The 23,347-nt window shown below is 47.8% G+C and carries 18 protein-coding genes; 14 read left to right on the top strand and 4 right to left on the bottom strand.

Features of this window, described 5'->3' with window-relative positions:
* Positions 1-40: 40 nt before the first annotated feature.
* Positions 41-1,465 (top strand): serine-type D-Ala-D-Ala carboxypeptidase, encoded by a 1,425-nt coding sequence (gene dacB / locus BLS03_RS11225; protein WP_093273674.1) that lies wholly within the window; start codon positions 41-43, stop codon positions 1,463-1,465.
* A 68-nt stretch (positions 1,466-1,533) separates the two neighbouring features.
* Here dacB and BLS03_RS26190 read toward each other — a convergent pair whose 3' ends face one another.
* Positions 1,534-1,962 (bottom strand): magnesium transporter, encoded by a 429-nt coding sequence (locus BLS03_RS26190; protein ID WP_143015621.1) that lies wholly within the window; start codon positions 1,960-1,962, stop codon positions 1,534-1,536.
* A gap of 333 nt (positions 1,963-2,295) precedes the next feature.
* Here BLS03_RS26190 and BLS03_RS11215 point away from each other — a divergent pair, with 333 nt between their 5' ends.
* Entirely contained in the window at positions 2,296-2,700 is a 405-nt protein-coding gene (locus BLS03_RS11215) for a YbaN family protein (RefSeq protein WP_093273669.1), read from the top strand.
* A gap of 47 nt (positions 2,701-2,747) precedes the next feature.
* Here BLS03_RS11215 and tyrS read toward each other — a convergent pair whose 3' ends face one another.
* Entirely contained in the window at positions 2,748-3,935 is a 1,188-nt protein-coding gene (gene tyrS / locus BLS03_RS11210; protein WP_093273666.1) for a tyrosine--tRNA ligase, read from the bottom strand.
* A gap of 127 nt (positions 3,936-4,062) precedes the next feature.
* Between tyrS and shyC the strand changes: the two genes are divergently transcribed.
* Positions 4,063-5,349, top strand: coding sequence for a peptidoglycan DD-endopeptidase ShyC (shyC, locus tag BLS03_RS11205; RefSeq protein ID WP_093273664.1), 1,287 nt, complete (start codon positions 4,063-4,065; stop codon positions 5,347-5,349).
* A gap of 66 nt (positions 5,350-5,415) precedes the next feature.
* Here the strand turns inward: shyC and erpA are convergent, their stop codons facing one another.
* Positions 5,416-5,757: an iron-sulfur cluster insertion protein ErpA gene (gene erpA / locus BLS03_RS11200; protein ID WP_093273661.1), complete on the bottom strand. Its 342-nt coding sequence runs from the start codon at positions 5,755-5,757 to the stop codon at positions 5,416-5,418.
* A 272-nt stretch (positions 5,758-6,029) separates the two neighbouring features.
* On the opposite strand from erpA, the gene hemL reads away from it, so the two are divergent.
* On the top strand, positions 6,030-7,328 hold the full coding sequence (gene hemL, locus BLS03_RS11195; RefSeq protein WP_093273659.1) for a glutamate-1-semialdehyde 2,1-aminomutase: 1,299 nt from the start codon (positions 6,030-6,032) through the stop codon (positions 7,326-7,328).
* 44 nt (positions 7,329-7,372) lie between these two features.
* On the opposite strand, the gene BLS03_RS26020 is transcribed toward hemL, so the two are convergent.
* Positions 7,373-7,495, bottom strand: a complete 123-nt coding sequence (locus BLS03_RS26020; RefSeq protein ID WP_281241229.1) for a hypothetical protein — start codon at positions 7,493-7,495, stop codon at positions 7,373-7,375.
* Positions 7,496-7,572: 77 nt separating this feature from the next.
* On the opposite strand from BLS03_RS26020, the gene BLS03_RS11190 reads away from it, so the two are divergent.
* The 10 genes from BLS03_RS11190 to BLS03_RS11145 form a co-directional block, all read left to right on the top strand.
* Positions 7,573-8,658 (top strand): AI-2E family transporter, encoded by a 1,086-nt coding sequence (locus BLS03_RS11190; protein ID WP_093273656.1) that lies wholly within the window; start codon positions 7,573-7,575, stop codon positions 8,656-8,658.
* A 62-nt stretch (positions 8,659-8,720) separates the two neighbouring features.
* Positions 8,721-9,743 carry a 16S rRNA (guanine(1207)-N(2))-methyltransferase RsmC gene (gene rsmC, locus BLS03_RS11185; RefSeq protein ID WP_093273653.1) on the top strand — a complete coding sequence of 341 codons (1,023 nt, stop codon included), beginning with the start codon at positions 8,721-8,723 and terminating at the stop codon, positions 9,741-9,743.
* A 183-nt stretch (positions 9,744-9,926) separates the two neighbouring features.
* Entirely contained in the window at positions 9,927-13,316 is a 3,390-nt protein-coding gene (locus tag BLS03_RS11180) for a hybrid sensor histidine kinase/response regulator (RefSeq protein WP_093273651.1), read from the top strand.
* 692 nt (positions 13,317-14,008) lie between these two features.
* Positions 14,009-15,691, top strand: coding sequence for an ABC transporter substrate-binding protein (locus BLS03_RS11175; protein WP_093273648.1), 1,683 nt, complete (start codon positions 14,009-14,011; stop codon positions 15,689-15,691).
* A gap of 167 nt (positions 15,692-15,858) precedes the next feature.
* Positions 15,859-16,845, top strand: coding sequence for an ABC transporter permease (locus BLS03_RS11170; protein ID WP_093273646.1), 987 nt, complete (start codon positions 15,859-15,861; stop codon positions 16,843-16,845).
* Positions 16,846-16,847: 2 nt separating this feature from the next.
* Positions 16,848-17,879 carry an ABC transporter permease gene (locus BLS03_RS11165; RefSeq protein WP_093273642.1) on the top strand — a complete coding sequence of 344 codons (1,032 nt, stop codon included), beginning with the start codon at positions 16,848-16,850 and terminating at the stop codon, positions 17,877-17,879.
* Between the two features lie 2 nt (positions 17,880-17,881).
* Positions 17,882-18,865 carry an ABC transporter ATP-binding protein gene (locus BLS03_RS11160; RefSeq protein WP_093273639.1) on the top strand — a complete coding sequence of 328 codons (984 nt, stop codon included), beginning with the start codon at positions 17,882-17,884 and terminating at the stop codon, positions 18,863-18,865.
* Positions 18,866-18,898: 33 nt separating this feature from the next.
* The gene (locus tag BLS03_RS11155; protein WP_093273637.1) at positions 18,899-19,891 is read left to right on the top strand and encodes an ABC transporter ATP-binding protein; all 993 of its coding nucleotides are present in this window, start codon (positions 18,899-18,901) and stop codon (positions 19,889-19,891) included.
* A 129-nt stretch (positions 19,892-20,020) separates the two neighbouring features.
* Positions 20,021-21,742: a glycoside hydrolase family 9 protein gene (locus BLS03_RS11150; RefSeq protein ID WP_093273633.1), complete on the top strand. Its 1,722-nt coding sequence runs from the start codon at positions 20,021-20,023 to the stop codon at positions 21,740-21,742.
* Between the two features lie 45 nt (positions 21,743-21,787).
* Positions 21,788-23,347 (top strand): beta-N-acetylhexosaminidase (locus tag BLS03_RS11145; protein WP_093273629.1); only part of this gene is annotated, 1,560 nt, incomplete at its 3' end.

Below are 23,347 nucleotides of genomic sequence, written 5' to 3'. Positions count from 1 at the left end.
ACTGTTGGCTGTTGTTTCTGGCGTTTTACATAGCATTTTTATGACCAATAGTGTTCGACTTCTGATTTACTCCACCCTATTTTCTGTGTGTTTCGCCAGTTATAGCTTCGCATCTAATTCGACTGCGCCATTACCAGAAGGCACTCGCGTTGGTCTGTACGTTGAAGATCTCACCTCCGGAGAGGTGCTGGAGAAAAGTAACGACGAGGTGTATTTCCCGCCAGCGAGCACACTAAAGCTGGTGACCGCCCTCGCGGCTAAGCTTGAGCTCGGCAATGATTTTCACTATCAAACTCAATTATCTCAAGTTGGTCAAGATCTGGTCTTTCACTTTTCAGGTGACCCGACGCTCAGTTCAGAACATCTGAAATCAATGCTTGAACAAGCCAAAAAGCAAGGTCTAGAACATATCCGTGGTGATATTTGGCTAGACGTCGATGCCTTTTCTGGCTACGACCGAGCGGTTGGCTCTCCTTGGGATATTCTCGGTGTGTGCTATAGCGCTCCAGCAAGTTCTGCGATCATCGATGGCAACTGCATAGAGTCGTCGATTTACACTCAAGACAATGGTAAAACTCGCGTTTTTGTACCAAAGCATTACCCTATTCAAGTTACCACCAAGGCGATTACCGTCACCAAAGCAGGCCAAGAAAGTGCTCAATGCGACTTGGAATTACTCCCAACTCAAGAAAATCATTACCAGCTTCAAGGCTGCTTAGTCGAGCGCAACAAACCTCTGCCACTGCGTTTTGCCGTGCAAAACCCGAATTTGTACGCCTCACAAGTTATCTATGCCCAGCTGCGCCAGCTTGGAATTCAGCTCGATGGTCAAATCAAAATCGGCAAAGCGCCGGGGCGACGCATCGAAACCTTAGTGATCCATCAATCAGAAAATCTCGATCAACTGCTTGATAGCATGCTGAAAAATTCCGATAACCTGATTGCAGACAGTTTAACCAAAACCATTGGTGCGCATTTTTATATTCAATCAGGCAGCTTTACCAACGGCACGGAAGCGATCAAACAGGTATTGTTTGCTCGTGCTGGTATCGATCTAGAAAATGTGCCCATGGCGGATGGTTCTGGGTTGTCACGCAATAACCGCATGACAGTAAAAATGATGAGTAACGTGCTTCGTTACATTTGGCAAAATGATCAGAGCTTAAATTTGATCTCACATATGCCTATCGCTGGTGTCGATGGCACCTTGAAATATCGCAGCAGCATGCGCCGAGCACCAGTACAAAGTAACATCGTGGCCAAAAGTGGATCTTTGTACGGCAGCCATAATATGGCCGGCTTTGCGCTCGACAGCTTTGGCAAACCAAAGACGATGTTTGTTCAGTATGTGACGGATTATTATCCGCAGCCCACGCAAAGTGCTACGCAGACACCACTGGCTCTATTTGAACAGCAACTGTACGAAAGAATTATCAACGCCAGCCAAGCCACAGCGAAAAAATAGTTCGATCAAAAAGGCCTTATCGATTCCCGATAAGGTCTTTTATCTTTGTTATTAGTATAAAAATGCGTTTACCAATACATATAAGCGCTTGCACCTGATGCCAAACTCAATAGCCCGCAAGTAAGGACAATACGTAGCGGCTTGCTGATCATCTTGCGCCACCAGTTCGGTTTAAGCTGCTTAGAAGTCTTCAATCCAAGCTGTTTAGCATAATGATTGGCACGTGACTGCTTGCCTTGGGCTTCCAAAGCCAAAATCATTTTTTGTGCATAACTGATGCTGCAATGTTGCAAAATAGCCACAGCTTCATCAATTGGCATCACATTAAGTAAATGCAGTTGTTGCTGACGCTCGTAGCGCAACCATGCATTGCGTGCTGCTCCAATTTCCTGTTTAGAAAAATGGTTACGGTTGTCGAAATAAGTATTGCTCATTACCGTCATGGCAAATCTCCCGATTAGCTGATAGGTAACGACCATCGAAACAAAGTCACTCACGCAAAACCTGTGATTTAGATTGGTGAGTTACGAATATTTCTGACTAGAAAGAAGTGGAGAAAAATGAAGGGGAAGTAAAACAGAAGCACCCTACCGCAAGGTAGAGATCATGATATCAATACCAAATACGGTTATTTTTCTCCCTTCGTACTAGGAGGATGGTCGGTATTGTTCATGAAAATCTCCAAATAAACTGCCCAACTGGCAGCGCGGCGGATTATAGCAAAACTGGTTAATAAAAGCAGCCAAATTTATCTATTGCTGAAATCTATTTGCTTATCAATATTGCGATGACGATACTACTAGTATCAAATGCAAACTAAATTGAGAGTTATGAACCAAGCGAACTCCCGAAAACAAGCCATCAAACGTAAAGGATATAGCTGCGTTGGCTGGACATGTGTAATTCTTGGCTTAATTGGTGTCACCGTCCCCTTGCTACCGACCGTGCCATTCATTTTGCTGGCTCTCTATTGCTTTGGTTGTTCTTCACCACAATTTCAGCAATGGTTACTTGAACATAAAACCCTTGGTCCTATCGCGCGTCGCCTTAAAGATAAGCAAGGCCTGACTCGACGCGAAAAATGGCAGTCTCTGATCTTAATTTGGCTATCGATGGGCAGCGTACTGTATTTTGTTGCTTACGGAACCCATTGGCAATACGCGATCATTAGTCTGTTAGTGTTTGAAACTTGGTTTATTTTACGTTTTAAGACCTATACGCCCAACGCCGAATAATCGACATAAAAAAAGCGCCTAAGGCGCTTTTTTTATGTCTGGCTTTATTACTGAATCGTAATTCGGGCAAATTTACGTTTACCCACTTGGAACACGTATGTTCCAGCCTCTGGGGTGAACTTCGCATCTGCGATCTTTTCACCATCTAGCTTCGCCGCGCCTTGCTTAACCATGCGCATCGCATCGGAAGTTGATGCACATAATCCGGCATCTTTAAGCAAATTGCTCACTGGAATACCCGCTTCGAAGGTGAACTCAGGCATCTCATCTGGCATCGCACCTTTTTGGAAACGATTGATGAACTCTTGTTCTGCGGCGTCCGCATCGGCTTCAGAGTGGTAACGAGCGATGATTTCTTTGGCTAGCAGGATCTTGATATCGCGAGGGTTTTTACCCGCTTCAACGTCGGCTTTAAACTGCGCGATTTCTTCCAATGGGCGGAATGACAGTAGCTCGTAGTAGCTCCACATCAGGACGTCAGAAATCGACATGATCTTACCGAACATCTCACTTGGCGACTCGCTGATACCGATGTAGTTATGCGCAGACTTAGACATCTTCTTCTCACCGTCTAAGCCGACCAACAATGGCATCATCAATACTACTTGCGGTTTCTGACCGTTGGCTTTTTGTAGCTCACGGCCCATCAACAAGTTAAATTTCTGGTCTGTACCGCCAAGTTCTACGTCAGTTTCCATCGCAACTGAGTCATAACCTTGCAGTAGCGGGTACATAAACTCATGAATCGCAATAGGCTGGCCATTCGCGTAACGCTTTTTGAAATCGTCACGTTCCAGCATACGAGCAACAGTTTGATTCGCCGCAAGACGAATCATGCCTTCCGCGCCCAGTTCAGATAACCATGATGAGTTGAACTCGATTTTGGTCTTGGCTGGATCAAGAATCTTAAACACTTGCTCTTTGTAGGTTTCGGCATTACGCAGAACGTCTTCACGCGTCAACGGTGGGCGAGTGGTGTTTTTACCCGTAGGGTCACCGACCATACCGGTAAAGTCACCAATCAAAAACGTCACATCATGACCAAGTTCTTGAAACGTACGTAACTTGTTAAAGATCACTGTGTGACCTAGATGGATATCGGGTGCGGTTGGATCCGCGCCTAACTTAATACGAAGAGGACGCCCTTCTTTCAGCTTTGCAATTAACTCTTCTTCAGGAATTAATTCTTCCACACCACGCTTTATCTCGGCCAGTGCTGCTTCAATACTCGCCATTCTTGTTCTCTCCCACAGATTTGGCAAAAATTTGATAATTCCACATCTTACTTGAATAGCGATGCTTTTTGAAACCAGTTAGACTTAACAGAGCCGTTTTTTATGATTTTAACGATACGATTTTATAATGTTATCTATTTTTACTCGTTTACCTAGGCTCCACCGGGTCTTAATTACCCTTTGTTTTGTATTCATGATCTTCGCATTTTTTCTGCCTTCACCGCGAAGTTTGCATCAAGAGACGAGTTTTTATCAGATTGGCCAGCCCTATGCGGTCGATATTAACCTCGAAAATTTAACCACACCTGAAGCGCCGCCGTCAGCCGCTCAGCTCAGTTGGGAAAAACATACTGTGCAAAGCGGCGAAAGCGCTGCGCTACTTTTCAAACGTTTAGGGCTTTCATCCCGACTTCTTTATCAACTTACTTCGGCTGATAAAGACATCAAACAACAGCTGACGCATTTAAGGCCTAATGATGTGCTGATGTTTGGCTTTGATTCAGACCACGAATTGGTTCAACTTAAACGCAGCTTAAGCCCTTATGAAACCTTTATTATCACCAAAGCCGACACTGGTTTTGTCTCTGAGCTCGAGAAAAAGGAAGTCCACTATCAATACAATTATGCTCAAGCCTCGATTGAATCGAGCTTTTGGAATGCTGGTCGTTCTGCCGGCCTGACCGCCAACCAAATTATCGAAATAGCTAAAATCTTTGGTTGGGATATCGACTTCGCCCTCGACATTCGCAAAGGCGACCAATTTAAAGTGTTATACCAAGAAGAGTTGTTGGAAGGGGAAGTGATTGGCCGCGGAAAAATCATGGCGGCAATTTTCACCAACCAAGGTCAAACGTTCAAAGCGGTGTTCGATGATCACAGTGAAAACTACTACGACGAAAATGGTCGCGCTATGAAGAAAGCCTTCTTACGCTCGCCACTCGATTTTCGTCGCGTCAGCTCTAACTTTAACCCGCGCCGTCTCCACCCAGTAACTGGGCAAGTGAAGCCGCACCGTGGCACCGATTACGTCGCACCGGTGGGCACGCCAATTTGGGCGGCGGGTGATGGTGTGGTACTCAAATCCAGCTATAACCAATTCAATGGTAATTATGTATTCATTCGTCACAGCAGCACCTATGTGACTAAGTACCTTCACCTTACCAAGCGCAAAGTCAAAACGGGTCAACGGGTTAAACAGGGCCAAACCATCGGTACTCTGGGTGGCACCGGACGAGTTACCGGCCCGCACCTGCATTATGAGTTCTTAGTCAATGGGGTACATAAAAACCCAAGAACGGTTTCGCTGCCGCAATCAGCCTCACTCACCGGGCAAAACAAAACCACCTTTATTGCCAACGCTAAATTGCGCTTGAACAAACTAGAACGCTACAGTGAATTACTGGCCAAACAATAACACCATAATTCCGATACAAAAAAAGCACTGACCAAGTCAGTGCTTTTTACTTTGCAAAACCTTGAATTACACGCTGAAAGACGCGCCGCAACCACAGGTAGTGGTCGCATTTGGGTTATTGACGAAGAAACGTGAACCTTCAAGGCCCTCGGTATAATCGACTTCACCACCAATCAAGTATTGCAGACTCATCGGGTCTACCACTAGAGTGACACCGCTGTTGACGATCGTGGTATCGCCATCATTAACGTTTTCATCAAACGTGAAACCGTATTGAAAGCCGCTACAGCCTCCGCCTGTGATGTACACACGCAATTTAAGCTCAGGATTTTCTTCTTCAGCAATTAAGGCTTTCACACGCGTTGCCGCTGCATTGGAAAACGTTAACGGGACATTGACTTCGCTCACGACGACCTCTCTTATTTTTAGTGTGTTGAATTTATTGCCATTCATGACATATTCAACCGCACATCATTCTTTGCAATCCGCTAATTATCTAATACCTGAGTTCTGCGTTCAAGTATTCACCAATAACAAAGCCATTTGTTAAAGGTTTTTCTTATTCGGCGACGTTTTTTTCATCAATTTGGCGATTATTTCCAAGTTATCATTTCTCGTCTCGGTCTGGGCAGGTACAATGCCCAGCAAATTGGTCCGAGCAATCAAAAGAGGATATACCAATGACCAAATCCGCAGAGCTTTATGAAAAAGCACAGCAACGTATTCCTGGTGGTGTTAACTCACCTGTACGCGCCTTTAACGGTGTTGGTGGTTCACCTTTGTTTATCGAGCGTGCAGACGGTGCGTTGATCTTTGATGCAGACGGTAAAGCTTATATCGATTACGTTGGCTCCTGGGGCCCGATGATCCTCGGTCATAACCATGCGGTAATTCGTGAAGCGGTAATTGAAGCAGCTCAGCGCGGGCTCAGTTTTGGCGCGCCAACCGAGCTCGAAATCAGCATGGCGGAATTGGTCAGCGAATTGGTACCTTCAATGGAACAAATTCGTATGGTGAGCTCAGGTACCGAAGCCACTATGAGTGCGATTCGTCTCGCTCGCGGTTATACAGGTCGTGACAAAATCATCAAATTTGAAGGTTGTTACCACGGTCACGCGGACAGCTTGTTAGTAAAAGCAGGTTCTGGTGCGTTGACATTAGGCCAACCAAGCTCGCCTGGCGTACCTGCGGACTTTGCCAAGTACACACTAACTGCCACCTTTAACGACCTTGACTCGGTGCGTGAGCTATTTGCTGCCAACCAAGGTGAAATCGCATGTATCATCGTTGAACCGGTTGCCGGTAACATGAACTGTATTCCTCCGGTTGCGGGCTTCCACGAAGGTCTGCGTGAAATTTGTGACCAAGAAGGCGCACTGCTGATCTTTGATGAAGTGATGACTGGTTTTCGCGTCGCTTTAGGTGGCGCTCAGGCCCACTACAACATCAAACCAGATCTCACCACACTTGGTAAAGTTATCGGCGGCGGTATGCCAGTCGGCGCATTTGGTGGCCGTAAAGATGTGATGCAGCACATTGCGCCAACCGGTCCTGTCTATCAAGCTGGTACGCTATCAGGCAACCCTGTGGCCATGGCGGCAGGTTACGCATGTTTGAACATGCTTAAAGAAGAAGGCAACGAGAAACGCTTAGCAGCAAAAACTAAGCAACTTGCTGATGGTTTTAAAGAATTAGCTGACAAATACAGCATTCCTTTGGTGGTTAACCAAGTTGGTGGCATGTTCGGGTTCTTCTTTACCGATCAGCCAGAAGTCACTTGCTATGAACACGTGACACAGTGCGATGTAGAACGCTTTAAACGCTTCTTCCACTTGATGCTTGGTTACGGCGTGTACTTAGCGCCATCAGCATTTGAAGCAAGCTTTACTTCACTGGCACACGGCTCAAAAGAGATTGAAGCCACTCTTGAAGCCGCAGAGCGCAGTTTTGCGCAAATCGCTCAAGAAGCAGAAGCTTAACTTTACGAGTATCAGTACCGCTCAGGCCACTTCGGTGGCCTGATTTATTGCCAATTTAATGCCACCAGCACCACTAACACGCCAACCACTAACGCAAACCACGGAATACGCTTGCTGGTTTTAGGTTTACTACCGCAGCAATCGCCACCTTTATCACAACATCCCATTTTTATTTCGCTCCATTGCTAACAAACCACTTTGCGGTCATTATACTCCCATTCCAACCAATGACTGGACTAACTCAGTGAGAGACAACATAAAAATTTCATCAAGCCATTGGGTATTGATCATCGCGCTACTCGCAGCGATGTTTGCATGTTATCAACTGCTTGAGCCTTACATCAACTCGATCATTCTCGCGTTTATCATCTCATTATTGATGTTTCCTCTGCATGAGAAAATCGAACAAAAACTGCCTACGCATAAAAATATTTCGGCATTTTTATCTTGTATCGTACTCACAGTGATCATCGTTATTCCGCTGCTGTTTGTATTATCCGCTATCGTGCAGCAAGGCTCGGTACTATCGCAAAATATTTATGACTGGGTGTCTCATGACGGCATTCAGACCGCATTCAAACATCCTTGGGTCACCAATACGCTCAATTGGGCTAATCATTATTTGCCTTTTGATGCTGTGAGCCCGCAAGAGATAGCACAGAAACTAGCAAAGTTTGCCTCCAGTTTTGGGACTCGATTAGTCGGTATTAGCGCCAAAATCCTCGGTGATGCTACCAACTTCCTGCTCGATTTCTTTTTGATGCTGTTTGTGTTGTTCTTTTTGCTTCGCGACCACGACCGCATTCTCAGTATTTTGCGCCACATTCTGCCTTTCTCTCGCAGTCAAGAAGACCGTTTGTTTGAAGAGATTGAGAAGGTATCTAAGTCTGCTGTCATGGGCTCATTTCTCACTGCTCTGGCACAAGGCATCGCCGGCGGTATCGGTATGGGCATCACAGGTTTTCCGATGCTGTTTTGGGGCACCATGATGGCGTTTGCCTCGTTTATTCCTGTGGTCGGTACCGCGCTAATCTGGATTCCATCAGCGATTTATCTGTTCTTCACTGGCGATACCAGCTGGGCGATTTTCCTTGCGGTGTGGAGCATTGTGGTAGTTGGTTCGATTGATAACCTATTACGTCCGCTGTTAATGCAAGGCAGTAACGGCATGAATACCTTGATGATCTTCTTCTCACTGCTGGGTGGCTTGCAACTGTTTGGCTTAATTGGCTTAATTTACGGGCCACTGATTTTTGCCATTACCACCGTGCTATTCAATTTGTATGAAGAAGAATTCGCCCACTTCCTCGATAACCAAGATCAAAGCTAATACTTCAAGCCGGGGGCGCTTTGTGCGAAAATCGCCCCCAATCTCATTGCAACGAAGTATTTATGTCTGCCTACACAGCCCCAAGCCAAATCGCGCAACGTCAGATCGACTATTTTGCTGGTAAAAACGTTCTCGTCGCTGGCGAAATTGAAGACCTCTTTCCGGTCGAACTCGCACGCCACTGTGAGTCTGTATCCGTGTTTACCACCCACTACGGTTATTATCGCCAGTTGCGCAACTATTCTGAGCTGAATGTATGCTTTGGCGCCGAGTGGCAGAGCCAACAACCCGCAGACATGTTGCTGCTCTACTGGCCAAAAGCCAAAGCAGAAGCCGACTTCTTGCTATCAATGCTCATGAGTCAATTGGGCGCTGGATGTGAAATTGTCGTCGTTGGTGAAAACCGCTCCGGAATCAAAAGTATTGAAAAGCAATTTAGCCAATACGGCAGCGTGAAAAAGTATGATTCAGCACGTCGTTGCTCTTTCTACTGGGGACAATGTCAGCAAGTTCCCAAACCATTTCAGCTCGACGATTGGTTTAAAACTTACCAAGTGGAATATCAAGGTCAGTCTTTAACGGTCAAAAGTTTACCCGGCGTATTTAGCCACGGTGAGTTTGATCTCGGCAGCCGCTTACTGTTAGACACGCTGCCTGAAATTAAAGGTAAAACCTTAGATTTTGGCTGCGGTGCTGGCGTTATCGGCAGCGTATTAGCCAAACTCAATCCAAGCATTGAACTGGAAATGATCGATGTTAGCGCCTTAGCGGTAGCATCAAGCCAAGCGACTCTCGCCGCCAACGGCCTTAACGCCAAAGTGTACGCATCCGATATCTTTTCGGATACCGGCAAAGATTACGATTTCATCATCAGTAATCCCCCATTTCATTCAGGATTGGATACTAGCTATAACGCGACTGAAACCCTGCTTGAGCAAGGTCCCGCACATCAAGCAAAGCATGGTGAACTCTATATCGTGGCCAACAGTTTCCTGCGCTACCCGCCGATCATCGAACAAGCATACGGTCATTGCGAGACGCTAAATAAGACCAATAAATTCAACATTTATTACGCAAAAAAATAACCTTCTAGCCCGAAAAACGCGTGTTTTTCGGGCTTTTTCATCGTATTTCGCCAAAAATGAGCGATTAACCACGATTCCCAGCGGACTTACTTGTCAAAGAAAAAAAACTCGTTAATTTGGTGCTGATAAAGGTTTCCCCTTCCCTTGACGTTCGCCTTCCTGGTACGGATAAAAGCAGCACTTATGTTAAAGTTGTATAAAAAACAGAAATTTAAACGTCTTCACAACACACTAATGCTGGCATTTCTGGTGCTCAGTATTACCCCACTCACCATTACCGCGCTGTTTTTTCTCCAATCTCACAGTAAAGATCTCCAAGAACAAAGTACTTCACACCTGTTGTCTCTCAGAGACAGCAAACAACAGCAAGTGATTGATTACTTACAAGCTAAAGAATCAGAGGTGATGGGTTTTGTGCGCTCAGAACTCGCTTACGCCAGTGGCGGGCGCTTCTACGGCCTAGTTAACGCGTTTCAAAACTTAGGGCTAGATGCCGAACAAGCACGCGAAACGGCGCAGCAACGTTATATCAAAGGTTCTGGTGACCAAATCAAAACGGCGATTTTACCGCAATCGCCACTGTTTAACGGCACTGAGCGCTACCGTTTGCTGCATAAACGCTACCATTGGGGCTACCTTGAGCTGCTTAAACGCTCCGACTTTGACGACATTTTGCTGGTTGATCGTGATGGAAACGTCACCTACTCGGTGTACAAATACGATAACTTTGGCACCAACTTACACAGTGGTCGCTACAAGAATGACAATCTAGGCAAAACTTTTCGCCTTCTGGAACAACAGGTTCAGGAAAAACGTAAGTCGAACGAAGACTACACCCCAGTGGTGATTTCTGATTTCGTCCCCGATCGTAATGGACACGTCGTTGCCTGGCTCGGCGCGCCGATTATTCAGCAAGGTTATTTGCACAGCTACGCCATGTTTCGCCTGCCAAATAATGGCTTAACCAAACTGGTGGCCGATAAGTCCGGCAGCTCGTCAGGTTTAAGAACCTTAGTGGTTGGCCAAGATCACCACTCTCGTACCCTCGCGTATCAGCAGCCAACCATCAACAAAAGTGTCAGTGTCATCGACAAAGCCCTCGCTGGCATCGCCAGTTTCGGGACTTACACCAATACCGATAACGAACAGATGATCGCTGCCTACGCGCCGATTTCGCTCAAAAATATTCACTGGGCTATCGTGGTCGAAGTGCCGCAAAAAGAAGCCTTTGCGCGCGTCAACCAGCTTGAAACCGTGTTTATTTTCGCGATGTTAATTGCGATTGTGGTGGTGGTGATCGCTTCGCATTATTTATCGAATTTCATCACCGCTCCGCTATTAAAACTGACCTGGGCGGCGGAGAAAGTGTCGGCTGGCGAACTGGATACCGAGATCATCCATACCGAGCGTAAAGATGAAATTGGCCGTCTGGCAATAAGCTTTGAGCGTATGCAGCGGTCGATTCACGATAAAATCCAGCTGATCAGCCAGAAAAACCAAGAGTTAGCCGACAACCTAAAACTCATTCAAAAACAAAATGATGAGCTACAACTGGCCAATAAACTCAAAGATGAATTTTTAGCCACCACCTCGCATGAACTGCGTACTCCGCTGCATGGTATGGTCGGCATTGCCGAAGCGCTGGTCAGCGGCGCCAATGGCCCGATTACTTCAGATCATAAATATCAACTCGACATCATCATCAGTAGCGGTCAACGCTTGGCCAACTTAGTCGATGATTTACTCGATTACCACAAGATGCGTTATGGCAACCTTGATATTCAAACTTCGGCGGTGGATCTCGCCAGTTCCACTCGCTTGGTGCTTGAGTTGTCATCACACTTACTTGGTAATAAGCCACTGCGAATCATTAATCAGATCGAAGACACGCCCCTGTGGGTGAACGCCGATCCGCAGCGTCTTGAGCAGGTGCTGTATAACTTAGTTGGCAATGCGATCAAATACACCAGCGAAGGCAAAATCGTTATTTCTGCAGCGGAAATTGACGCGCAAATTCGAGTGCAAGTCGTGGATACAGGGCAAGGCATTCCGGCCGATCAGCTTGAGCACATCTTTGAACCTTTGATTCAAGCAGGCAACGATGCCAACCGTTATCGCCAAGGAGCAGGACTTGGCCTGTCGATCAGCCGCCAATTGGTTGAGTTGATGCACGGTTCACTGTATGTCAGCAGTCAGCCAATGGTGGGCACGACCTTTAGCTTCACGCTACCTGCGGCCAGTGCAGAGCAAATCGCTGCCAGTCACGATGATAATCCACACTTTAGCCTGCCAGATAGTAATGAACTGCTGGCCAGCGACACGCCTGCAATTGAAGAAGATCCCAATGCGCCGCTGCTGTTGATCGCCGATGATGAGCCAGTCAACGTGCGAATTTTGGACAGTTTTTTACGCATGGAAGGTTATCGCGTTCGCAGCGCCGCGAACGGTGTCGAGGCCCTTGAACAAGTGGCATTGTACCAGCCTGAATTGCTGCTTTTGGATGTGATGATGCCGGGCTTAAACGGCTATCAAGTGTGTGAAAAGCTTCGTGAAACCTATGACCACGCCAGCTTGCCAATCATTATGTTAACGGCCTTAAATCAACCAAATGATCGCCTGAAAGGCTTTGAATCCGGCGCCAACGACTATCTGTCCAAACCCTTTAATAAGCAGGAATTGTCTGCCCGTATTAACGCTCATCTTAGCGCCAGTAAAGCCGAGCAACGTCGCGTCGAAAACCAGCAGTTGAAGCTTGAGATCAAACAGCGCGCTATGGTTGAAGCGAGTTTGCTAGAAACCCAAGGTCGCTTGCTTGAACAGCTGGAGTCTGCCCCAGAAGCCATTTTATGCGTGCGTGACGATAACCGCATCCGTTACATCAATGATGCCGCCTGCCAACTGTTTAAACGTCGTCCTGAGCAGCTCAAACGCTCTAACGCCAATGAAGTGATTGCCGACAAATACCTTAGTGTCACGCAAGAGCACTACTGCGGCGACATCGATATTTACATTGACGGCCTGCGCCAATCGATTCGCTGTGACATTTTGACCTTGCCACAAGGCAGCGAACTCAAAGCCATGTACATTTTTACCAGTAATCACAACCTCAATAACAATCGAATCAATGATTTGGAAACCGCCGTCGCCGCCCTATCCAGTTATGCGTTTGAAGGTGACACCAGCCAACTCGATACGCTGAAACAGTTAGGTGGCGAATTCTCGCAACTGGTCAGCAAAACCGGTGACGACAACCTATCTAAGCAAGATTTGATGCGGGAAATTTTAGTCGAGTCGATGACCAACGCCATGGAATATTGGGAAAGGGTCACCGGGCAAACCAAGTTTGCGTTTGCCGAGCAAAGCGGTTTGTGGCGAGTTTATCTCGATCGTAGCACGCTGCAAACGCGTACGCTGGATAAGTACTTACGCATTGAAACATTGCCGAAAACGCCACGTTGGCGCACCGTTCTCAGCACCCTGGATTACATTCTTGACCACTGTAAAGAGCAAAGCCCCGAGCGTTCACATATTGAAATGTTGCGTGATAAACTTCAGCACCTGCTCACTCACTAAGCCGCCAGAAAATTGCCTGGCGGCGTAAACTAGCGATGATTTATCACCCCACTCACGACCATACTGCTTAATGTCATTGACGCCGCTTTTGTCTGTTTATTTATTGGCAATCGCGGCTTTATATTCATCAAAAATTAACCGCAAAAACGAACCTGAAAATCCGTCCCAATAAGGATAAGTTAACGCCAAATAGTGCTGAAATTGGCTCTATATACGCCGAATTTGACGCTAAAACAGTGAGAATGCGAGTGCTATCACAACATTATGACAGCTTTAATTTAAACAAAAAAAACAACCATTAAAGCGCGAGTGATGGTGATCTCACCAAAGGAAATAAAGGCTAAATCACTTTATATTTAAAGGACCACAAAGTAAGTAAACACTTACATTAAATTTTGTAAAGCCAGAAAGTTGCGAGTGACTTCATGGTTAAAATCCACGCCAGTTTGGGGATCAATATGACGGTTTTGACGTTATTAACGAAACGACGCGTAGTTTTGACGGTTTTGACGAGCAAGGCAATTGCCAATCACTTCGAGAAGGTGTTTTCTTAATCCTAACTAAGGCCTACAGGCCACTCATATCACGCCGTTATCAAACCGCGAATCACTGAGGTGGGTCTTAGAGAATGTTCAACCCGTTGGTGACATTCGACACACAAGTGAAATGAAAGCAAATAGTAAGGAACAGCTATGCTTGCCAATATAAAAAAAACCGCTCTCGCAACTGCGATGATCGCAACCGCTGCAACTGGATACAGCTCAGTTTCAGTCGCTGCAGAGCGCAGTGAGTTAACGATTCACCCAAAAGAGTTCACCACCTTTGTTCGTAACTTCAACCCGTATTTAGGTGCGACGAACCTTCACACCACCACCGACTTTATGTATGAACCATTGGTGGTATTTAACGAAATGCACGGCAATACTCCAGTTTTTCGCCTAGCGGAAAATTACACCATGTCTGATGACTTAATGAGTGTTACCTTTGATATTCGTAAAGGCGTGAAATGGTCCGATGGTGAAGCCTTTACCGCCGATGATGTGGTGTACTCTTTTAAGTTAGTGAAACAAAAACCGGAACTCGATCAGAGCGGCATTAACTCTTGGGTCGCAAGTGTCGAAAAACTTAACGATTACCAAGTCCGTTTCCGTCTAACAGAGGCCAATTCTAACGTTCCTTATGAAATTGCTAAGGTACCCGTTGTGCCTGAGCATATTTGGAAAAACGTTAAAGACCCTGCAACCTTCACCAACGAAAATCCTGTCGGTTCTGGGCCATTTACCGAAATCGACACCTTTACGGCGCAGCTTTACATTCAATGTCGCAATCCAAACTACTGGGACAACGCCAATCTAGATGTGGATTGTTTACGCGTGCCGCAAATTGCCAACAACGATCAATTCCTTGGCAAAGTGGTTAACGGTGAAATGGACTGGACCTCTTCGTTTATTCCCGACATCGACCGCACCTACGCAGCGGCAAGTCCGAATCACCATTACTGGTATCCGCCATCAGGCACACAAGCGTTTGTGGTCAACTTCAAAAACCCTGATCCGGCTAAAAACGAAGCGCTGACTAACGTCGATTTTCGCCGCGCGTTTTCGATGGCTCTCGACCGTCAAACCATCATCGATATCGCTTTTTATGGTGGCGGTACGGTGAACGATTTTGCCTCTGGCCTTGGTTATGCGTTTGAAGCTTGGTCGGATGAAAAAGTGCATAGCCAATACAAGCAGTACAACTCGTACAATCTTGACGGCTCAAAAGCGCTGCTTAAAAAAGCGGGCTTTAAAGACGTCAATGGCGATGGCTTTGTTGAAACACCATCAGGTAAATCGTTTGAGCTTCTGATTCAATCACCAAACGGTTGGACTGACTTTAACAACACAGTGCAACTGGCGGTTGAGCAATTGGCAGAAGCTGGAATTAAAGCCAAAGCGCGTACGCCAGATTTCTCGGTGTACAACCAAGCAATGTTGGAAGGCAGTTATGATGTGGCTTACACCAACTACTTCCACGGTGCAGACCCATACACCTACTGGAACAGCGCCTATAACTCAGCGTTGCAAGCTGGTGAAGGTATGCCGCGTTTCGCGATGCACTTCTACAAAAACAATAAGTTAGATGGCTTGCTCAACAGCTTCTACAAAACGGCTGATAAAAAAGAGCAAATGGATATAGCCCACGGTATTCAGCAAATCATCGCTCAGGATCAAGTGACGATTCCAGTGATGTCGGGCGCTTACATGTTCCAATACAACACCACACGCTTTACCGGTTGGTGGAACGAAGAAAATCCAAAAGGCCGTCCGAACATCTGGGCAGGCATTCCTGAGCGTCTACTGCAAGTGCTGGATTTGAAACCAGTTCAGTAACGACGTAAATCGTTGCGGCGTGGCCTACGCGCCGCAACTTATCCCTCAATTTCAACTATTTAAGGTATAGCGCACAACGCTAGGGGGACGCTCACTTTGAATTTGGCAATTTTGAAGTGACCTCAAGCCAGAACCAACAATATCTGGGTGAGTTTAAGGTGTAAGTTATGGGTTATTTTTTTAGACGTCTGTCGTTTTATTTGGTCGCACTTATCGTGGCTGCGACGCTTAATTTTGTTATTCCACGTGCAATGCCCGGCGATCCGGTGACCATGATGTTTGCTAACGCATCGGTTCAGGTCACGCCGGAACGCATTGCGGCAATGAAAGAGTTATTGGGCTTTGTTGATGGCGGTTTGGTTACCCAATACATCGCCTATATGAAAAACATTCTTAGCTGGCAACTCGGCACCTCAATTCAATTCTATCCGCTGTCGGTGAATACGCTGCTGGGTAGTGCGTTTGGTTGGTCGCTGTTTTTAGCGGGCAGTGCGGTGATTTTATCCTTCTCGCTTGGCTCGATTCTCGGCATTTTCGCGGCTTGGAAACGAGGCAGTAAATACGACACCTTTATCACGCCTGGCACGCTGATACTGCAAGCGGTACCGCAAGTGGTCATCGCAATGCTGGCACTGTTTGTATTCGCTATCGGTCTCAAATGGTTCCCAACCGGGTACGCCTACACACCAGGCACCACGCCGGATTGGACCAGCTGGGCATTTATTAAAGATGTTGGCTACCACGCAGTGCTGCCACTGGTGTGCGCCTCGGTGGTTCAGATCGGCGGGTTTCTGGTCAATATGCGTAACAACATGATCAACTTGCTGGCAGAAGATTACATCACCATGGCAAAAGGCAAAGGTCTGAGCGAAAACCGAGTGGTATTTAATTACGCGGCGCGCAATGCGCTGCTGCCGAGCGTCACGGCGCTATCGATGTCACTTGGGATGGCGATTGGCGGTCAGTTAATTGTCGAGATCATCTTTAACTACCCAGGCCTTGGCACAGTGCTGCTAAACGCCATCAACGCACGCGACTACCAAGTGCTGCAAGGTCAGTTGCTGATCATGACGCTGTTTATGCTGTCGTTCAATTTGCTCGCCGACATGCTGTATGTCGTGCTTGACCCGCGTCTGCGCAAAGGAGGCAAATAATCATGCAAGCTCTATTTCAACTCATAATGCGTAATAAGGTTGCGCGTGCAGGCTCTATCATCGTCGGGCTGTTCATTTTTGTCGCCTTAGCCGCGCCATTATTGACCAAGCACGCACCGGATAAACGCACTGGCAATCCACACGAATACCCAAGTTGGATAACTCACGCGGCCAAAACCAACCCAAATGGTTGGGTGGCGACCCACTTAGCTGACGATCGCCGAACGCTAGCGCTATCGAAAAAACAAGATCATATTCTGGGCACTACGCGTATGGGACGCGATGTGTGGTCACAACTCGCCCACGGCGCACGCGTGTCGCTGGCGGTTGGCTTTGGCGCAGGAATCACCGTGTGTTTTCTCGCAACCGTCATCGGTATTTCTGCGGGCTATTTTGGCGGGCGTATCGATGATTTTCTTACCGCCGCGATGAACATCATGCTGGTGATTCCGCAATACCCTTTGCTGTTTGTCCTCGCCGCGTTTATCGGCGAAGCGGGGCCGCTGACCATCGCCATTATCATCGGTTGCACCTCATGGGCTTGGGGCGCGCGCGTGGTGCGCTCACAGACGCTGGCGCTGCGCGAAAAAGAGTTTGTCAAAGCCGCTGAAGTGCTTGGCGAAACCTCGTTTCGAATCATTTTCGTTGAAATTCTACCTAACCTCATTCCGATTGTTGGCGCCAGCTTTATCGGCTCGGTGATGTACGCCATCACCATGGAATCGATCATCTCGTTCCTAGGGCTTGGGGACCCCAATACCATCAGCTGGGGCATCATGCTCTACAACGTGCAAACCTCCTCTTCAATGCTGATCGGCGCCTGGTGGGAACTGCTTGCACCTTGTATCGCACTCACGCTGCTGGTCACTGGCTTGGCGCTGCTTAACTTTGCCGTAGATGAAATTGCCAACCCTCAACTGCGCGCGCAAAAAGGTATGAAGCGCTGGAAAAAGCTCACCGCCCAGCAGCAAAGCAAGCGCCAAGTCGAACCAGCCATCACTACTCACAATGCCATTATTAGCGGGGACAAATAACCATGACGGACGCTCTCATTTCAATCCGCAACTTGTGCGTGGACTACATAACCGACGCAGGCGACGTACGCGCCTGCAGCGACGTGAGTTTTGATATCGCGCCTGGTGAAATCTTTGGTCTCGCTGGCGAGTCTGGTTGCGGTAAGTCTACCGTGGCGTTTTCGCTGATGCGTTTACACAAGCCACCAGCATTCATCACCAGCGGCGAGGTGATTTTTAATGGTGAAGACATACTCCGTTACAGCGAAAGCCAAATGCAGGCGTTTCGCTGGAGTCAAATGTCGATGGTATTTCAAAGTGCCATGAATGCGCTTAATCCGGTGTTGACCATGGAAGAGCAGTTTTGCGATGTGATCATGCGCCACACCAATATGACTCGCGCTCAAGCGAAAAATCGCGCCGAAGGCTTGCTTGAGATCGTCGATATTCATCCGAGCCGTTTAAACGATTACCCGCACCAATTCTCTGGCGGCATGCGCCAACGCTTAGTGATCGCCATCGCGCTAGCGCTTAACCCCAAAATGATCATTATGGATGAACCGACCACTGCTCTGGATGTGGTAGTTCAACGCGAAATCTTGCAAAAGATCTACGCGCTAAAACAAGAGTTTGGCTTTTCGATCCTATTCATCACTCACGATCTGTCGCTGATGGTCGAGTTTTCTGACCGGATCGGCATCATGTATTCCGGTGAACTGATCGAAGTCGCACCATCCAAGCAGATTCTACAAAGCCCTTATCACCCTTACACCAAAGGCTTGGGTAGCTCTTTTCCACCGTTAACGGGGCCGAAAACCAAGCTGACGGGCATTCCCGGTAACCCGTTAAATTTACTCGACATTCCAACTGGATGTCGCTTTCAAGCTCGCTGTGAACGGGTGCATGAAACCTGTACTCAAACCCCAACGCAGCTACGTCAAATCGAGCAAGGGCGCTTTTCCAATTGCCATCTGTATGGCGAACCTATCGTGCACAGTAAGTTGTAATCGCGGATAACAAACTGAATTTTGGAGTTTTTTATGAGTAATCAATACGGTGAGTTACTGATCGAAGGAAAGAATCTGGTCAAAGACTTTCCGATCAATAGCCATTCGCTCAATCAACCTATGATGCGCGCGATCAATGATGTGTCATTCAAAATGTACAAAAGCCGTGGCTTGTCGGTGGTCGGTGAATCGGGTTCGGGTAAATCCACCACAGCGAAAATGATCGCCAAAATGTACGCGCCGAGCGGCGGTGCGATTGAATACAAAGGCCGCGATATCGAAACCATTCGTGGCAAAAAAGATCTGATCAATTACCGTCAAGGCATTCAGATGGTTTGGCAAGATCCGTTTGGTTCGCTTAATCCCACTCACAATATTTTTCATCATATTGCGCGGCCGCTGCTGATCCACAATAAGGTCGCACGCGGTAACAAGAAAGAGCTGCAAGAGCGCGTGCATGAACTGCTTGAACAAGTGGGGCTGATTCCGCCTAAAGAAACCGCCGAAAAATTCCCCCACCAACTATCAGGCGGGCAAAGACAACGGGTCAATTTAGCGCGCAATATTGCCGTCGGTGCCGAAGTGGTATTGGCTGACGAACCCACCTCGATGCTCGACGTATCGATTCGCGCCGGCGTGCTGAATTTGATGGAAGAGATGAAGTTTGAGCGGCAGATGTCGCTGCTTTATATCACGCATGACATCGCCACCGCACGCTACATCGCCGAAGATCTTGCGGTGATGTACGTCGGCCATATGGTGGAATGGGGCGATACTGAGCAAATCATTCACGATCCTCAGCACCCTTACACTCAATTGCTGGTTTCAGCGGTGCCGGATCCGAGTAAATCGATTCATACCAAACTGAAAGGCAACAAAGGTGAGATTCCACTCTGGACGCCAAGCTCAGTCGGCTGCCCATTTGCGGGTCGCTGTGAGCACGCTAGCGAGCAATGTCAGCAGCAGCTTCCCGAGGTCACCAAATTGGCCGACAACCATTTTGTGCGCTGTTACTTGTACCAATAACACTAAGCACCGTTACTCCGCCATTTCCCCCCAGCGCACTGCCCTGCTTTGGTTGAAATGGCGCGTTATTACCTCAATCCGGCATGCAGTGCCGCTTTGAATTGAACAATTTTGGCTGCGGAGACAAGCATGCAGTTACTGATCAATCATCTAGGCTATGAACCTCAAGCGCCAAAGCATGCGATTCTGGTGACCAAGCAGCCACAACTTGACGATACAAAAGTGCGTTTGGTCAATGCCGATAACGGCGAAGTGTTAGCAAGCCTAAACGCGGTTGCTCAGCCAGACGTGGCAAATTGGCAGCGCGGTTACTTCCATCGCATTGATTTTTCCCACTTGACGCAAAGCGGGCAGTTTTATCTTGCTCATGCGAAGACCCACTCACAAGTTTTTGATATCAAAGATCAAAACATGCTCACGACGACCTTTTCCGATCTGCTGCACTACTTTAAATCGCAGCGTTGCAGTGGTGAATTTGAACGCCATGATCGGCAAATCAAACTCTATGATTCACAGCAACGAATTGACGCACGCGGCGGATGGTATGACGCCTCAGGCGATGTGAGTAAGTACTTAAGTCATCTCTCTTACGCCAACTATTTTAACCCTCAACAAATTCCGATGCTGGTGTGGAATCTATTCAAAAGCGCCGAACTGGTGAATGAAAATGACCAGTTTGCGCCGTTTTTACTCAGGCGCCTAAATGAAGAAGCACTGCATGGCGCCGACTTTTTAGTGCGAATGCAAGCGCCGCAAGGCTTCTTCTATATGACGGTGTTTGACCAATGGAGCAAACAGACAGAGCAACGCGAAGTGTGCGCGTATGCTACTCAGCAAGGCATTAAATCCGCAGCTTATCAAGCCGGATTTCGCCAAGGTGGCGGTGTGAGCATAGCCGCACTTGCTCGGGCGGCGCGTGGAAGTGAAGGCGGTGAATACTCCCCTCAGCAATATTTGGACGCCGCCGAGCGTGGCTACCAACATTTACTTGAGCACAATACGGCCTATCTTGACGATGGCATCGAAAACATCATCGATGATTACTGCGCCCTGCTTGCCAGTGTTGAGCTGTATAAAAGCTGCCAGAAACTTGAGTATCTCGACCGCAGCCGTCAATTCGCCCAGCGCTTAGCTGCGCGCCAACAAAGCGACAGCCATATACGCCATTTTTGGGCGGCCAATCACGATGGCTCGCGTCCCTACTTTCATGCTGCTGAAGCTGGGCTGCCTGGCATTGCGTTGTGTGAATACGTTCGTATTGAAACCGATGCCGAGCGCCGCACAGAAATAGTTAAAACCATCACTCAAGCAGCGCAGTTTGAACTGGCGATAAGTGCTGAGGTCAGTAATCCATTTGGCTATCCACGCCAGTACGTAAAAGACCTCGATGGCCCCAAACGCAGCGCGTTTTTTATCGCCCAGCACAATGAAACTGGCTATTGGTGGCAAGGTGAAAATGCGCGCCTTAGCTCACTGGCATGCTTTGCCTATCAATCGGCGCAAGTGATTGACGATAAAAAACTTACTTCCCAACTCGCCGGTTATGCGCAGCAAGCGCTGAACTGGATATTAGGCCTGAATCCGTTTGATATTTGCATGTTAGACGGCCACGGACGCAACAACCCGAATTATTTACCCGAGCTTGGTTTTTGCAACGCCAAAGGCGGGATCTGTAATGGCATTACCGCTGGGTTTTCCGACCCGCACAGCATTGCTTTTAATCCCGAACCTTATGCTAACGATCTACTGCAAAACTGGCGCTGGGGGGAACAATGGATTCCTCATGCGGCGTGGTTTTTACTCGCGGTAAGCCATCACTCACATCATTACCATTCGACGAACGTCGCTTAAGCGAACGCTATTACGACAACACTCCATTATCTGATAGGAAGCACCATGAATTATCGCCTCGACCTGACCGTTCTTTCCGAAACCGACGCTAAACCTGGATGTCGTCTTGCTCTGGCGCTGCATAATCTGAATGACCACGCGCTGCACCACTGGTCGCTCGAATTTCTCTATGACCGTTATATTGAGCCAAGCAGTCTTCAAAACGCCGACATCGAGCAAATTGGCAGTTTTTGCCGTTTGACCCCGCATCAGCCTCTGCTGGCCGACAATGGTCATTTCTACTGCGAACTGTTTGCTCAATCGATGCCAATTCGCTTTTATACTGATGGCTTCAAAGATGCAGCGCTGGTGACCTCGGCAGGTGAACGTTTTGAGGTAGTGATTACTCCCATCGCACTTGCCGCACCATACAGTCAAAAAACGCGATTGCCCAATGTTGAGCAAAGCGAATTCGCCTTGCTGCCGATGCCAAATCATCTTGAGCGCTATGAGGGAGAGCTCGCCTTAAACAAAGTGCATCTGCAATGTCATACGCCACTTGCCGCCAATGCCATCGATTGGCTTAGCGCAGAACTTGCAAACCAATTTAGCTGCCAGCCAAGCACTGAACACGGCGAGCACAGCATTCACTTTAAGCTCAACCCAAGTTTCAACGCTAGCGAGTACCGTTTAAAAGTCACCACGTGCGATATCACCATCGAAGCGCGCGAACGTTGTGGGTTTATTCACGCCAGTGCCACGCTGCTGCAACTGCTTACACACTCTCCAGACAACGCTAAACCGTTATTTGCACCGTGCGTGGTGATTCGCGATCAGCCGCGTTTTCAGTATCGCGGCATGATGCTAGATTGCGCGCGCCATTTTCACTCTGTGGCTCAAGTTAAACGCCTTATCAACCAACTGGCACGTTATAAATTCAATACTTTCCATTGGCACCTCACTGATGACGAAGCGTGGCGAATCGAGATCAAAGCGTTTCCTGAGCTGACCCAAATCGGCGCTAAGCGCGGCCATGGCTGTGAACTGAAGCCGCAATTTAGCCATATCAATGACATTTACCAAGGCTTCTATACCCAAGAGCAGATCAAAGACGTCATCGCTTATGCCGATGCGCGTGGTATCAGTGTGATTCCAGAAATCGATATTCCCGGTCACTCACGGGCCGCTATTTTTTCATTGCCTGAGCTGTTAAAAGATCCAAGCGATCACTCTCGTTATCGTAGCGTACAGCATTACACCGATAACGTGCTGTCTCCGGCGCTGCCCGGCACTTACCAGTTTCTTGATACCGTGTTACAAGAAGTGGCGGCACTGTTTCCCGCGCCGTGGATACACATTGGTGCTGATGATGTGCCAAAAGGAGTGTGGAGCGATAGCCAAGCGTGCGCTGAATTAATGGCTAAGCACGGTTACGAGCAGCCAAGTGAGTTGCAAGGTCACTTGCTGCGCTACGTAGAAACCAAACTTAAAGCATTGGGCAAACGCATGGTCGGATGGGAAGAAGCGCAACATGGAGACAAGGTCAGCAAGGATACGGTGATCTATTCTTGGCTCAGTGAAGACGCGGCGCTTAAGTGTGCCAAACAAGGCTTTGATGTTATTTTG

Source organism: Vibrio xiamenensis (assembly GCF_900100015.1).
Taxonomy (GTDB): domain Bacteria; phylum Pseudomonadota; class Gammaproteobacteria; order Enterobacterales; family Vibrionaceae; genus Vibrio; species Vibrio xiamenensis.
Note: the sequence above shows the minus strand (reverse complement) of the source record. Positions and strands in the feature narration are given on the sequence as shown.